The 14,081-nt window shown below is 57.7% G+C and carries 12 protein-coding genes and 7 pseudogenes; 13 read left to right on the top strand and 6 right to left on the bottom strand.

All coding sequences use genetic code 11. The features are described from left to right. The 10 genes and pseudogenes from EN808_RS30130 to EN808_RS37260 form a co-directional block, all read left to right on the top strand. The coding region (locus EN808_RS30130) for a DUF269 domain-containing protein (RefSeq protein ID WP_127298252.1) at positions 1-384 on the top strand (384 nt) is incomplete at its 5' end. A gap of 90 nt (positions 385-474) precedes the next feature. After that, positions 475-633 (top strand): CCE_0567 family metalloprotein, encoded by a 159-nt coding sequence (locus EN808_RS30135; RefSeq protein ID WP_224571204.1) that lies wholly within the window; start codon positions 475-477, stop codon positions 631-633. Continuing rightward, positions 630-946 (top strand): annotated as a pseudogene (gene fdxB, locus EN808_RS30140) (ferredoxin III, nif-specific). The gene EN808_RS30135 and the pseudogene fdxB (EN808_RS30140) overlap by 4 nt, the downstream one beginning before the upstream one ends. Positions 947-1,025: 79 nt before the next feature. Further along, positions 1,026-1,217 (top strand): exopolysaccharide production repressor protein, encoded by a 192-nt coding sequence (locus EN808_RS37255; protein WP_127394248.1) that lies wholly within the window; start codon positions 1,026-1,028, stop codon positions 1,215-1,217. A gap of 236 nt (positions 1,218-1,453) precedes the next feature. Then, positions 1,454-2,467 (top strand): 1-aminocyclopropane-1-carboxylate deaminase, encoded by a 1,014-nt coding sequence (locus tag EN808_RS30150; protein ID WP_024505903.1) that lies wholly within the window; start codon positions 1,454-1,456, stop codon positions 2,465-2,467. Positions 2,468-3,064: 597 nt separating this feature from the next. Beyond that, complete coding sequence (locus EN808_RS30155; RefSeq protein ID WP_126080608.1) at positions 3,065-4,222, top strand: TlpA disulfide reductase family protein; 1,158 nt, start codon at positions 3,065-3,067, stop codon at positions 4,220-4,222. Between the two features lie 324 nt (positions 4,223-4,546). Beyond that, a pseudogene (locus tag EN808_RS30160) lies at positions 4,547-4,985 on the top strand (DUF269 domain-containing protein). 46 nt (positions 4,986-5,031) lie between these two features. Beyond that, positions 5,032-5,235 (top strand): CCE_0567 family metalloprotein, encoded by a 204-nt coding sequence (locus EN808_RS30165; RefSeq protein WP_063169367.1) that lies wholly within the window; start codon positions 5,032-5,034, stop codon positions 5,233-5,235. Then, a complete protein-coding gene (gene fdxB / locus EN808_RS30170) occupies positions 5,232-5,549 on the top strand; it encodes a ferredoxin III, nif-specific (RefSeq protein ID WP_189343318.1) in 318 nt (105 codons plus the stop codon). The genes EN808_RS30165 and fdxB (EN808_RS30170) overlap by 4 nt, the downstream gene beginning before the upstream one ends. 72 nt (positions 5,550-5,621) lie before the next feature. Beyond that, positions 5,622-5,699: pseudogene (locus tag EN808_RS37260) on the top strand (hypothetical protein); the annotation flags it as partial. Between the two features lie 36 nt (positions 5,700-5,735). Here EN808_RS37260 and EN808_RS30180 read toward each other — a convergent pair. Continuing rightward, a pseudogene (locus EN808_RS30180) lies at positions 5,736-6,408 on the bottom strand (transposase); the annotation flags it as partial. A gap of 26 nt (positions 6,409-6,434) precedes the next feature. Between EN808_RS30180 and EN808_RS30185 the strand changes: the two are divergent. Then, positions 6,435-6,548 (top strand): annotated as a pseudogene (locus EN808_RS30185) (aminocyclopropane-1-carboxylate deaminase/D-cysteine desulfhydrase family protein); the annotation flags it as partial. Between the two features lie 401 nt (positions 6,549-6,949). Here the strand turns inward: EN808_RS30185 and EN808_RS30190 are convergent. Further along, entirely contained in the window at positions 6,950-7,678 is a 729-nt protein-coding gene (locus tag EN808_RS30190) for an SDR family oxidoreductase (protein ID WP_126080609.1), read from the bottom strand. Between the two features lie 432 nt (positions 7,679-8,110). Then, positions 8,111-9,262, bottom strand: coding sequence for a TlpA disulfide reductase family protein (locus tag EN808_RS30195; RefSeq protein ID WP_126080610.1), 1,152 nt, complete (start codon positions 9,260-9,262; stop codon positions 8,111-8,113). Positions 9,263-9,662: 400 nt separating this feature from the next. Between EN808_RS30195 and EN808_RS30200 the strand changes: the two are divergent. Continuing rightward, a pseudogene (locus EN808_RS30200) lies at positions 9,663-10,105 on the top strand (transposase); the annotation flags it as partial. Next, a pseudogene (locus tag EN808_RS36520) lies at positions 10,100-10,490 on the top strand (ATP-binding protein); the annotation flags it as partial. The pseudogenes EN808_RS30200 and EN808_RS36520, both read left to right, overlap by 6 nt. Before the next feature lie 169 nt (positions 10,491-10,659). On the opposite strand, the gene EN808_RS30205 reads toward EN808_RS36520, so the two are convergent. From EN808_RS30205 to EN808_RS30215, 3 genes are all read right to left on the bottom strand, one after another. After that, on the bottom strand, positions 10,660-11,211 hold the full coding sequence (locus tag EN808_RS30205) for an SET domain-containing protein-lysine N-methyltransferase (RefSeq protein ID WP_126080611.1): 552 nt from the start codon (positions 11,209-11,211) through the stop codon (positions 10,660-10,662). 592 nt (positions 11,212-11,803) lie between these two features. Next, complete coding sequence (locus EN808_RS30210; RefSeq protein WP_126080612.1) at positions 11,804-12,799, bottom strand: 2-oxoglutarate and iron-dependent oxygenase domain-containing protein; 996 nt, start codon at positions 12,797-12,799, stop codon at positions 11,804-11,806. A gap of 161 nt (positions 12,800-12,960) precedes the next feature. Further along, positions 12,961-13,668, bottom strand: coding sequence for a class I SAM-dependent methyltransferase (locus EN808_RS30215; RefSeq protein WP_126080613.1), 708 nt, complete (start codon positions 13,666-13,668; stop codon positions 12,961-12,963). Positions 13,669-14,081 lie beyond the last annotated feature (413 nt).

Genomic DNA, 14,081 nt, shown 5'->3' on the forward strand with positions numbered 1-14,081 from the left:
GCCCTTGCTTCCCCGTTCGTCAAATGCCTCCTGCGGCTCATTCGTACTCAGGATTCCTTCGGCTTATGGGAAGGCCATTCGGATGCCGAGCTGCTGGCCGAGTTCATCATCACCAAGCAACAGCAACGTGCGGTACCCTTTGGCGGCGATCCCGATCCTGACGCGCTGTGGAGGCTCGACATGTTTTACACCGCCGTAGCGCTTGCGATCGAGGAGCGCTCCGGCGTGTCGACGTCGCCGACAATAGAAATGAAACCCGTGGGGGCTTCCGGCGGTTGGGCGTTCTGTCGAGACGTCCACCGGTTCGGCTTCGAGACTTTCCGCAAACTTGCTGAGGCCGGTACGAAACTGGTCGACGATGCGACTGCAGCCATTGAAGCCTAGCCCGAGATGGAGCGCATCAAGAAACCATTGTTCCAGAAAGGATCTATGTCAGACCTAGATAGGATGAGGAAAAAAGTCTGAAAGCTCCAGTTGCGTGCAGCTATTGCCAAGATGGCATTGCAGGACCTCGTCGAGGGTCTGCCGGGCAAGTGGGCCGACATACAGGAAGTCGCCGAGAAAACCCAAGCCGTTTATGCCGAGTTGGATGTTGCCAAGAGAGAACTCGCTTCAATGAAGAATTTAGGATGATGCGCACATTCACCACCCGTGACGGCTCCATTTGGATGCCGCCGTACCTGACCTCCATCGATAGCAAACCTGCATCGGCTGCTGCCGTTGTTTCAAGGTCTGCTCGCGCGATGTCATGCATCTTCACGGCGTTGATGATGCGGGTGAAATCCTCGGCCCCTGCGATGACGAGGACGACGATTTCGACGGCAAGCTCAATCGCATGATCATGGTTGTCGATGATGCCGGCCGCTGCATCGGCTGCGGAGCCTGCGGCCGCGTCTGCCCCAAGAACTGCCAGACGCATGTTGCGGCCGACGAGCTCGCAACATGATCTGGCGAAAACCAGGGGAGCGGCGTGCACTTCATCTTTTTGTCGGCTCGTGGGGCTGGTCCTGTGCAGCAATGCGTCGATGGTTTACTTCGCTTTGGATTCGCTCCGTGTGGCAGTCGTCACGACGCTGGCCTGTTCGCTGCTGCTTCAGGCCGGCTCCTTCGGCCGCGTGCTCTTTCTGATCTGGCAGTCCTCTAGCCGCGCTCGTGGAACTCGCCACAGGGGCCAGCATGCCGATGGTTACAGGAAAGCTCGGGTACCAGTCGTCTGACTCTGATCAACTGCGGAATGCAATTTTCAGCTGTGTCCCGGCTTGGTCGAATGCCCAGCATGTGCTGCTGCTTTGATGCGCGGATGACAGGATCAGTGCTCAGACCCACACCAATTTTGGTCACCCTCTGATGACTGAGCTGATCGTATAGGGAATCTGTGTTCGGCTAACACGCGACCATACCCCTGGGCTGACCGGTGCGTAGCCGGTTCAGGTACTTTTTTGCTGGAGATAGCATGCTGGAAAAATTCGAACGTTATCCGCTCACCTTTGGACCCACGCCGATCGAGAGGCTCGACCGCCTCGGCAAGCATCTGGGCGACAAGGTGGAAATCTACGTCAAACGCGAGGACTGCAACTCCGGTCTCGCGTTCGGCGGAAACAAGCTGCGCAAGCTCGAATACATTGTGCCCGACGCGATCGCGTCAGATGCCGATACGCTCGTCACAATCGGTGGCGTGCAGTCCAACCATACGCGCATGGTCGCTGCGGTCGCCGCCAAGATCGGCATGAAATGCCTCCTGGTCCAGGAGAGCTGGGTCCCACATGATGATGCTGTCTACGACCGGGTCGGCAATATCCTCTTGAGCCGCATCATGGGGGCAGAGGTGCGCCTGGTTGACGAGGGCTTTGACATCGGCATCCGCCGCAGCTGGGAAAAGGCACTTTATGAAGTCAAGGCAAGGGGCGGCAGGCCATATGCGATACCTGCCGGCGCCTCTGTCCACAAATACGGCGGCCTGGGCTATGTGGGGTTCGCTGAGGAGGTGCGTGCCCAGGAAGAGCAGCTTGGGTTTGCCTTCGACTATATCGTCGTCTGTACGGTGACTGGTTCAACCCACGGCGGCATGCTCGTCGGGTTCGCCAAGGATGGTCGACAGCGCAACGTGATCGGTATCGATGCCTCCGCCATGCCCGCCAAGACCAAGGCGCAGGTGCTCGGCATCGCCCAAAATACAGCGAAGCTCGTCCACCTCGGAGCGGAAATTGTCGAGGCAGACGTGGTGTTGTTCATGGACTACGCGTACCCGGGTTATGGCGTTCCATCGGAGGAAACCAAAGAGGCAATCCGTTTGTGCGCGCGGCTCGAGGGCATGATTACGGACCCCGTTTACGAGGGCAAATCGATGCAAGGGATGATCGACCTCGTCCAGAGGGGCTTCTTTCCACAGGGATCGAGGGTCCTCTACGCACATCTAGGCGGCGCGCCGGCGATCAACGGGTACGGCTACACCTTTCGCAACGGCTGACGTTCGGCAGTCTGCGATTCCGCGGTCGCGCTCGAACGTGGGTAGGTAGCGTCGTTCGAGCGCTTGGCTGGAGAAGTGGAGGCAGCGACGGGCATCCACTAATTGGTACCATTACGTGCTGTCGGGGCTCAACGCCACGCGCATTGAGCGCATGCCGCCGTTGGCAACCGCGAGGCGAATTTTGACTCCGGGGCAAGAATCCACACGCGGCGGTGGCGGCACGAGGACCAAGCCGGCGAGTTCGCGCTTTCGAACTGGCGCCAAACTGCCACTGCTCGAGGACCGAGGCCAGTCTAATCACAGGCGAGCCGTCCAAGCTCTCAAGAGATAGGGCGAAACCCGACAGCGGCAGAAGACATGTCGGGTTCACGACAATCGGCCGCATTTAGCCTCGTGGAGAATTTCAAAGCATTTCCCGCCGCTTACCGGAGCTGAGGGAATTGGCACCTCCGTTGCAGCTTGATGTGCGGCAACACGGTGAGAGCTTCGCTGAAGCAAGCCAGAGGGAGCGATGCCCTCGAGACCGTGTCCGATTTTGACGGGAAAATATTCCGCGACAAAAGAGACGAAAGGTGTGGAATGACTTTGGACACCAAGATGGAACTGCGTATGGGGTCCCCGGCTCCTGCGATCAAAGTGGAGAACTGGCTGCGTGGCGAGCCCCTCACGAACTTTCGGCCCGGCAAGGTCTACCTCGTTGAGTTTTGGGCGACTTGGTGCGGACCATGTGTCGACGCCATGCCCCATTTGATCGAACTGCAGGAGAAATATGAAGGCAGCGGATTTGAGGCGGTCGGAGTTGCCGCCTGCGAACAGGGTCCTACCGCAGACGAGGCGCGGACCAACGTGGATGCCTGGCTGACCGAGAAGTTCCCGAATCTGAATTATCGTATCGGGTTCGATTACATTGGCGAAATGAACAAGCTCTGGATGGATCCCAGCTCTTCGATTGGGATTCCCACCTCGTTCGTGGTCGACCGCGACGGCCACATCGCTTTTATCGGCCACCCGGCGGAACTCGATGACGTTTTGCCGAAAGTCCTTAACGGCAGCTGGCGCAGCAGCTATGAAGCGAAAGCCGCCGATGCAAAGCGCATCGCGCATAACCAACTTGCAGCGCGCGAAATGTCGCTTACCGGGCCGATATACGCCAAACTTGAGCCGGCGATGCAGGCCGAGAATTGGACGGCGGCGCTCTTGGCCATCGAAGAAGGCCTCGCCTTGATGCCAGACTCTTTTGATTTTCGGCAGATTCATGCGGATCTTCTGCTTCACAAGCTGCGCGACATCAAGACCGGCATGCCGGTCATGCGAGAATTGGTCGAGGACGCGATCGACAAAACGTCCGACGCGGTGTCGTGGATGGCCTTGGCCCTCAACCAACTCTTCGATCCCACGATGGACAATTCCCATCTTCCGCGCGCGGAGCGCTTTGCGATGGGCAACGAGCTCTCGGAACAGATACTGGCACTCAATCCCCCGAACGGCGATGGCCCGTTTAAATACCGCCGGTACCTCCCGGTAGCTCAGTATTATTACGAGAGCGGCAACAAAGATCGCGCAATCGAGTTGATCGAGGTGGCACTGAAATCGGTGGACCGGCTGGGGCCAATTCCGGACCACACCAAACAGTACTATCTTACCCCATTGCTCGAAGCACTGGCCAACTACACGGGTGAGCCTGCCTGTCACGCGGATCTTTGTGTGGCTCCGCAAAAGAAGGCACCCGAAACTCAAAACGCAGTCACTTCCTGAGCAAGAATCGCGAAGGGACTGACAATTGGAATTGAACACTGGCCAATCCGCCCATCGAAGCTCTCTTCGCAGCAAGTATGTCGATGCAGCAGGGCGGCGGCTTGCGGCAGGTTGGATTTCAATTGCGTTGACCACCGGTCGGATCGCGGCGCAGACGATGTGCGCCGCGAATTCGCGCCGCAGGTCTCGCACTCGTGGACATGTCGAGGTCGGCCACGGGGCACTCTTGGGGTTGGCCCGCCCAAGCCATTCGTCGGCCACGCAAGCGGACCCGGAGTGGGCATCGCAGGAAAAGGAAATCGTACCTCGAAGACGAAGACTGAAATGACGAACAACGAAATTCCTCCGGTTGGCCCTGCTGTCAACAATGACGAAGAAGCCCTTGCTTCCCCGTTCGTCAAATGCCTCCTGCGGCTCATTCGTACTCAGGATTCCTTCGGCTTATGGGAAGGCCATTCGGATGCCGAGCTGCTGGCCGAGTTCATCATCACCAAGCAACAGCAACGTGCGGTACCCTTTGGCGGCGATCCTCGATCCTGACGCGCTGTGGAGGCTCGACATGTTTTACACCGCCGTAGCGCTTGCGATCGAGGAGCGCTCCGGCGTGTCGACGTCGCCAATAATTGGAATGAAGCCCCTGCGGGCTTCCAGCGGTTGGGCGTTCTGTCGAGACGTCCACCGGTTCGGCTTCGAGACTTTCCGCAAACTTGCTGAGGCCGGTACGAAACTGGTCGACGATGCGACTGCAGCCATTGAAGCCTAGCCCGAGATGGAGCGCATCAACAAAACCATTGTTCCAGGAAGGATCTATGTCAGACCTAGATAAGATGAGGAAGAAAGTCCGAAAGCTCCAGTTGCGTGCAGCTATTGCCAAGATGGCATTGCAGGACCTTGTCGAGGGTCTGCCGGGCAAGTGGGCCGACATACAGGAAGTCGCCGAGAAAACCCAAGCCGTTTATGCCGAGTTGGATGTTGCCAAGAGAGAACTCGCTTCAATGAAGAATTTAGGATGATGCGCACATTCACCACCCGTGACGGCTCCATTTGGATGCCGTCGTACCTGACCTCCATCGATAGCAAGACCTGCATCGGCTGCTGCCGTTGTTTCAAGGTCTGCTCGCGCGATGTGATGCATCTTCACGGCGTTGATGATGCGGGTGAAATCCTCGGCCCCTGCGATGACGAGGACGACGATTTCGACGGCAAGCTCAATCGCATGATCATGGTTGTCGAAGATGCCGGCCGCTGCATAGGCTGCGGAGCCTGCGGCCGCGTCTGCCCCAAGAACTGCCAGACGCATGTTGCGGCCGACCAGCTCGCAACATGATCTGGCGAAAACCAGGAGAACGGCGTTGCACTTCATCTTTTTGTCGGCTCGTGGGGCTGGTCCTGTGCAGCAATGCGTCGATGGTTTACTTCGCTTTGGATTCTCCGTGTGGCAGTCGTCACGACGCTGGCCTGTTCGCTGCTGCTTCAGGCCGGCTACTTCGGCCGCGTGCTCTTTCTGAGCTGGTCATGCGGCTTGGCGCAAAGCAAGCTTCTTGTGCTCGCGCAGGTCATCCATGTTGATGTAGCGGTTGGCCTCCATCCAGTTTTCGTTGGTTTCGACGGCCAGCGCCCTGACCAGGCGCAGGCAGCTTTCGGCGTTCGGGAAGATGCGCACGACATAGGTGCGCCGGCGGATTTCCTCGTTGAGGCGTTCCAGCATGTTGGTGGACTTCAGGTGCTTGTGGTGCTGGCGCGGCAGGCAAAAGAAGGTCAGCGTGCATTCGATGGTCTCCTCTCCCCAGCTCGTCAGTCGCGGATAGCGGCCCGACCATTTGGCAAGCCATGCGGCGAGATCGGCCTTGGCCTCGGCGAGATCGCGCGGTCGTAGAGCCAGCGCAACTCCTGCAGGCAATCATCGCCACGATTTCTCGGCAGGTGATCGAGCGCGTTCCTGAGGCACGTAGCAGCGCTGCCAGGCGGGCTTCGGGGATCACCCCGCCGATCGCCGCCACCAGGCTGGCATGATCGTCGGACACGACCAGTTCGACGCCCCTGAGCCCGCGCGCCTTCAGCGCGACGAGGAAATCCCTCCAGGCCGAGCGGCTTTCGCGATTAGCCATCTCGACGGCCAAGATCTGGCGCCGGCCGTCCCAATCGATGCCGACAGCGATCAGCACCGCCTGGCTCATGACGACGCCGCCCGACGCGATCGCGCCAGATGCCCGATACGCTCGTCACAACCGGTGGCGTGCAGTCCAACCATACGCGCATGGTCGCTGCGGTCGCCGCCAAGACCGGCATGAGATGCCTCCTGGTCCAGGAGAGCTGGGTCCCACATGGACATCCGCGCCTGGTTCAGCCCTAGCGGTGAAGGCATGGCAGCAAGCTCAGCGCCGCTAAACAACACATCGCCAAGGCATGCGAACATTGCATGCTCTCTCGCTCGAACACGCCGCGGCGGGGGCGCTCGTCTCCACGTAGAAGGACCAGATTTGCCATCGAGCCTTCTCCTGTTCACGGCAAATTTCACCCTAAATGCACCGCCGCCTCGGAGATTGGCCCCAGCAGATGTCCGTAGGCAATCATTCTCTGACGTTGCCGAGCGGCGGAACTGGGCGCCATATTCCTTTACCATCAGACGGACCCGGTTCTCGACGTCGCGGCTGATAGCGACAAGGCAGGTGCCAGCGGGAGGATGGCGTTCCAGCGGCCCGCCCCAGTTCGAAATACGACTAACCGTCACGGAAGACTTAACTTGGCAGTTCGGCCACCGTCTACGACAAAAATCTGGCCGGTGACGAATGCAGCTTCGTCGGAGGCAATCCATGCGACCATGGCGGCAACTTCCTCAACGCGGCCTGTTCGGCCCAACGGATGAATGGTACCAAGCCGTTCCAGTGCCTTCTCGGGCAAAGCGGCGACGAAATCGACATTGAGATCCGTATCGATCCAACCAGGCGCTACGCCATTGCAGCGCACCCCGTCTTGCCCGCCGTCCACCGCTACGGCGCGTGTAAGGCCATGCAGCCCAGCCTTCGAGGCACAATATGCCGCGTGCCCTGGGTTAGAGGCCAATCCCTCTATCGAGCCAACATTGACGATTGAGCCACGGCTTCTGCGAAGATGAGGCATGGCGCGACGGATCAGCAGGAAAGGAGCATCAAGATTCAGCGCCATTGTGCGTCGCCACTCGTCAAGCCCGGTATCATCTACCCTTGCTTCAACCATGCACCCAGCGTTGTTGACCAGGATATCGAGGCGGCCAGCCTGTCGAACGACATGGTCAATTACCATGTTCGGAACGCCGGGGTCGCAAAGGTCCGCGACTATCCCTTCTCTATGACCGGTCGCCTCGAGCTGAACCGCAAATACTCTGGCCCCGTCGCTGGCAAGTCTGTCGGCGATTGCCGCCCCAATGCCGCGGCTAGCCCCGGTCACTAAGGCGACCTTCCCCATAAAACGCTTCATTCGGCTGCCCTTTCGCCATTCACCGTTACAAGCATGCCGACGCGAGACGCACGCGCAGGCCGGTTTAATCCGGACACCTTCTCCCGCGTGGTCAAGGCCTACTCCACCCCGTCGGCGATGCGACCATTAAGCGGCCGCAAGATGAATAGGCGTCTCTGACTCCGAAGGCCCAACCTGATGGCCGTGCGCGACGCACGAGCCCGGTCCGGCGCCGCGATTCGTTGCTCTTAGTCGATTTGAACTGAAATGCGAGCATCTGCGCTGACGCTTCTTTCTTCGTTAGGTGCCCGGGCTTTGTCCCATACCACCATGATTTCATGGGTTTCAAAGGCATCCTCAGAACATGTTTAGTAACACCCTGTATATTGATGCCAATTCAGCTGCGATGGACCCATATGCCTGAACGAATTGGCCCGTAAGCCCTTCTTGCTATCAAACCCTTTTATGCTTTCTCCTCGGCCCGCCCTGCGATCGTGCCTTCAGGACATTGCTTTGCGGAGCCGCACAGAGGGCGCCGTAATAAACCTCCTCACCCTTGTAGTTGGCTAAGGCCTGCAGCAAGTTCGGTAGAAGGTGTTGTTTCAGCTCGTCCAGCATAGGGTCCGCACTGTCCAGCGATTTCAGTGCGAACTCGATTAGCTCAATCGCACGATCTTGGTTGCCGCTCTCGTGATAGTATCGAGCCACCGCCGGATAAGTCCGGAACTTGTGGCCGTCGCCTTGGAGTGGATTGCGTGCCAGGATATGCTCGGCCAACTCTTTGCCGAGCGCGAAGCGCTCATGAGACGGAAAGTGCGAGTGGTCGTGCGCCGGACCGAAAAGTTGGTCTAATGTTGCCAGCAGCCAATGCTCGGAGTTCCTTTCGATCGCGTCGCGAGCCAATTGGCGTATGACAGGCAACCCGGCCGGCATGTCTTGCATTCTGTGAAGCAATACATGCGCCTGAGCCAAGCGGAAGTTGATGTCGTCGGGCATCAAGGCGCTGCCCTCTTCGACTGCTGAGAGTGCCGTCTCCCAGTCCTCTTTTCTCACTGCGGCCCAAAATCTCCTATTAATTGACTTGGTCAACGCTTGTTCGCGCTCGGCGATCCGCTTCGAGTCGACTTTCGATGCGTCGCTGGTGCGCCAGCGGCCGTTGAGCACTCTCGCCAAGACCTCGTTAAGTCGAGTAGCGTGACCGATATAGGCGATACGACCGTCTGCATCGATTACAAACAAGATCGGAAATTCGCCAGAAAAGCTTGCTTCCATCCAACGCTTTTTCATTTGGCCCGTATGGTCGAACGCGATCGGAAAATTCAGGTTCGAGCACTTTTCGGTCAACCACGCGTCCAGCTTGACCCGCGCCTCAACCGTCGATAGCGCGCCTTCATGAGCCGCGACCACGATGACCTCGAGCCCACTGTGCTTGAACCTTTCCTGCATCTGCATCAGATGGTGCATCGCCGCCGCACATGGTTCACTCCCAGTTGCCCAAAATTCGACGACGTATACTTTGCCGGGCTGGAAATGTGCGATGGGCTCGCCGCGCACCCAAGTCTCCACATTGATCGAAGGAGCCGGCGACCCCATCTGCAAAACCATATTGCTCTCCAACGCCATCCCAAAGCTGCGCGGCTTTATGGCAAGCTGTTCCCTGAGAGACGGTGCACCGAGTCGACTGAAAGGAGGCCTCTATCGTCAGGCGGGCTTCGATGCAGTCAGCCGTCAATCAGTTTTGCCGCATTTCAACCAGCAAAGGCCGTGCCAGCGCGCTGAACGCCCGCTGACGGCATTAATTTACCTTTGAAAACATCCATGTGTAATGATGCGGACATTTTTGTCAGGTGTTTGTTTCGAATCCGCCATTTTGTCAGTTGCTGTCGGTCTGGGCGTTTAGAGTCCTCGCGCCAGACTGCGATGGGGCAGCAGCACCTGAATACAGACCTGCCACTGAGAATTTCCTCCATCTGAGACTAGAGTCAGGGTCCTTGATTACGGACTGATGAAGACAAAGCGATTTACGGAAGAGCAGATCATCGCGGTTATGCGCGAGCATGAAGAGGGTGCGAAGGCTGGCGATCTTGCCCGCAAGCACGGGATCTCCGAGGCGACGCTGTATAGCTGGAAGGCCAAGTATGGCGGGATGGACGTCTCCGACGCCAAGCGCCTGAGGCCTTGGAAGACGAGAACGCCAAGCTAAAGAAGCTGCTCGCCGACGCTCGAAGCCTCGGCAGTGCGCGAGCTTCTGTCGAAAAAAGTTAGGACCCGCCGCCAAGCGCGAATCCGTAGCGCATCTGCAGGCCGTCATGGGCCTATCGGAGCGTCGGGCCTGTCCTTCGTCGGCGCCGATCGCAAGATGATTGATACCAGTCTGGCCGACCGCCAGAGACACAGCTGCGTGGTCGGCTGCGCGACCTCACGCACGAGCGTCGACGCTTCGGTTACCTGCCCGTCGTCCACGGTGGCGGCAATCTGTTCTTCCAACTCGCAAACGCCCGCTACGAGAAGGGCGCAATGATTGTTACCTCAAATCGCGGCTTCGCCGAATGGGGCGAGGTCTTCGGCGACCCTCGTCGCAACCGCACTTCTCGATCGCCTGCTTCACCATGCGGTCGTCGTCCAGATCGAAGGATCGAGTTATCGGCTCCGCCAGCACGCCGAGCTCATGCCAGAACACTTGCGATCAAAAGCCTCCATCACATTGCCGACATTAAATTCACCATCGCGACCGCGCGGCCGGCCACCGAAAAATGGACACCCCCACCGGGACAGCCTGAGCGGCGAAACTGGGGAATTTTACTTCGGCACTTTTGGGGACGAGTGGCATTGACAGGTGACGCGCAGGGGATTGCACAGATTGTGCGCACACGTTGGTTCAAGGCAGTTCATCTGAAGTCCGCTACTGGCCAGAGGCCGCGCACGCTCACCGCGGCGCGCAACACTGTCAGGGCGGCACTGCCAACGAGCAGGTCATCCGACGCATGTTGCGTTCCCTGGGGCTAAGCAACCCTATCTCTCTCTTGGAAGGTGCCTTGGGTTTTCTTGAGGTACGGTGCGTAAAAACCCGATACGAGCAGAGGATGATCGCGAGGCAATGTGGAGAAGCCTCCGGCTGAGCCTCGGCAATTTCTAGACGAACAAAGACATACCGATACCCCAATGCACTCGAATTCCGATGTAGCGTAGTTCCACGTCACTTCGGCGCCAGAAGAGATATGCTGAATGGCGACGAAGTCGTAGGCCCCGAAGCGATTGGGCACAATCGCTAAGTTTGGATCACAACAATGATTCACAATGACAGCCGGCTTATGAAAGAGAGCATGGACATTCCAGTCCAGTTGAAAGGAGTTTGTCGTTCGAACCGTTTCCATACGGTCAATTAGCCCGATGACGACAATTTCCCCCGGCAGGAAGTCGCGAGCAGCGAATACCCCGCGCCCCCTTTCTCCTCCCGTGCTGAGGATTTTTACGTTGCGGGCATTGAGCTGCTTTGCGCACGCGACGTCATCCGTCAAAATAGACAGATCTTGGTTTATGTGAGTATCAGACATACTGTTTCTTTCGCCTGCTCGATTGAGGGATGAGTACTTTTCGCCAGAGGTCGCTTGGAATTTCGCTGTTTTCGGAACGTCCTCCTAAAATCCCGATGGTTCCAAGTAATTTACGAAGTTGGGGGCTTGTCCATGTTTTGCGCCTTAGGTCCCAGTCAGCGGCGCCTACTGTCTCTCCCAGGAAACACTCAAAAATCGTGCCGATTCACCCGCCCGGCAGCCGAGGATTTTGATTTCTCTCGGCTATTTGACTGAGGCTAACGAAGAGATTGCCTATCACGCGTGTGTAGCGAATCCGACAGACCAGCAGGCGAAGTGGTGACAACGCGTCTGCAAGCGAGCAGTTTATCCTGCTGCGGATGGTGCGCGTGACACGCCAGCCGGGGGTCCAGGTCTCGAAAGCGTTAGCATACCGCAGGAAGTGGCTGCAAAACCCCTGTTGCCGCCAGATGCCGCGCACATTGAGTTTCAAAGGCGCGGTCAAGGGACTAATGCGTGACAATACTGTCCCACCTATGGCGTTTTCTGAGTTCGACTGGGCCGCTTCGACCCCGCAGTGTATTGTCACGCGAGTAGGCGGCGGCCCGCTCTCTCATGCTTTGGCCAAATGAGCATAACTTGCTGCGAAACGCCCGAGTTTGTGTTCGCCGCAAGTCACCGGCCGGTAGCGCAGAGGGTTGCTGTCAGTGACACATGAGGCCAATGGCTCAATGATCGCATCGAAATCAGCATCGATAAAGAAGGGGATTGAGTATCGCTCACGCCCTGAGCTATTCACTACGCGATGTAGGTTGGCCAGATAGACACCGTTGGTGAGCCGCTGAAGCAGGTCCCCGACGTTGATTATGAAAGTACCGTGGATCGGCGTGCCTTGTACCCAATCGCCGTCTCGGTTCATGACCTGAAGACCGCCGACGTCGTCCTGTGCAAGGATGGTCAAATTGCCGTAGTCGGTGTGGGCGCCGATTCCGATCATGTCTTCGCTGATATAACCACTCTGCGGCGGGTAGTGAAGCAGCCGCTGAATGCTGATCGGGTTCCGCATGAGGTCCTCGAAATAGCTTTCCGCCAGGTCCAGACTGAGCGCAATTCCCTGCAAAAGTTTTTTCGATAGGCCCACCATCTCTTGATGGTATCTGTATGTCAGCTCCCGAAACTCGGGCCAACCTGAGGGCCACTGGTTAGGACCAAAAAAGGGACCTTCTAAGGTCGAACGTTCAGGTCCGAAGTCGAAGCACTCCTTGAGGTCTTTGGTCTTGCCCGGATCGGTGTTCTCGCCGAACAGCTCAATGTAACCGCGAAAGGCCGAATCGGAATTGCCAATATGCAGTGACGACTTCTGCGACAATGGCAAATTAAAAAACCTGCGGCTCACATCAAACACCGATTGTATGAAATCCTGCGGGACTCCGTGGTTCTTCACATACATGAATCCAGTATTGGAAAGCGCCCACCGTATCTCCCTGGCCACCACCTGTTTGTTCGTACCGTTGAGGAGCGGTCCGATGTCGACCACCGGTATTTTGTCAAAGCTTTCGCGTTTTGCGCGCAGCTTATCGTCTAGTCTGGCTACTAAACCTTTGGACATTAGTACACCTTTGTTTTGCCGATTGAAGCCGACGCATAGCTGCCGGCCATTTGGATTTATCGTGACGCGAAGTAGTACTGAAACGCGCCACCGTGCTGGAAATACCCCTACTCGTCTTTAGGTCATCCACAACAGGGTTTCGCTCCCGAGGCAGAGCATGATCACAACCCCTGTCGCTCTGCCGCGCTGACCTTCTCGGGCACTTGAAAGACCCAATAGTCCGCACGCTCCTCGGCCACGTATCTGCCGTTGCTTAGACACTGCGCCAGTAAAAGAACGCCCTCATCCTGCAGACGCCGCGCTTCGTCCTCGAAGAATGCGGCCTCGGCGTAGCTCTTGCGGATGCTTGTGATGATGAATCCTTTCGGGCGCGTGACGCGAGCCAGCTCGCGCAGCCCGTCTGGTCTAACGTGCCCAAGTGTAAAGACACCGCAGCAAACCGTGATATCATAGCCCGCGTCGGCGTACTCAGAGAGTACTCCGTTAAGGTCGACACAGTCTTGGACATGACGGTAGACTCGGGTTTGCCGCGCCTTTTCGGCCATCTCTTTGGAAAGATCGAACCCATCGATCAGCCCGAAGCCGAGGCGTTCCAGTTGCACGCCGACAAGGCCTGTTCCGCAGCCAGCATCCAGGATTGTGATGGCAGTTCGCTCGCTGCTCAAATAGGCTGCCTGCACGGTGCCCGCTAGTTCCGCCACGATCATCGGGCCGTAGTACCCCTCGGAGCCAACATCCACATCGTAGGCCCCAGCCCATCCCCGATAGAATTGGGTTAGGCGATCGGCGTCGCCCTCGAGTACGAGGGCGTCCCTGATGCGCTGTCGTGCGACTTGTTCCAGTGTCGTCTGCTGATCGACGGTATTCATGGCAACTCCTCTGATAGGCATAATCGGAAGCGGCTATTCGGCTCCTGATGCCAACTCTCAAATGTGAGAATCAAAGCTCGTGCCAATTGGCCAAAAGCCCGAAGAAAAGCAATTTTGATGAATTCTGCTATCAGGCTGAGGCACAACAACACAACATTGCTCCAACGAAGCCTGTCCGCAAACAACAAAGCCGACAAAGTGTCGGGTTGTGAACTTGCGACCCAGCGTACAGCACTGCCCGCGAACTCATGAAAATCCCGCGCGCCTCCTACGTTGTCAGCTCTATCAATTCCAGTGGCCTGCTATGTGGTGGGTCCGGAATGAGCTGGTACGGGTTGATCAGCCCGGTGCTCGATTGCCATTGGCAATGCAGATGCGGTCGAAGATTTGCGGCCGAAGGAGGCGTCCGCTGG

The organism is Mesorhizobium sp. M8A.F.Ca.ET.165.01.1.1 (genome assembly GCF_004792065.1).
Lineage (GTDB): Bacteria > Pseudomonadota > Alphaproteobacteria > Rhizobiales > Rhizobiaceae > Mesorhizobium.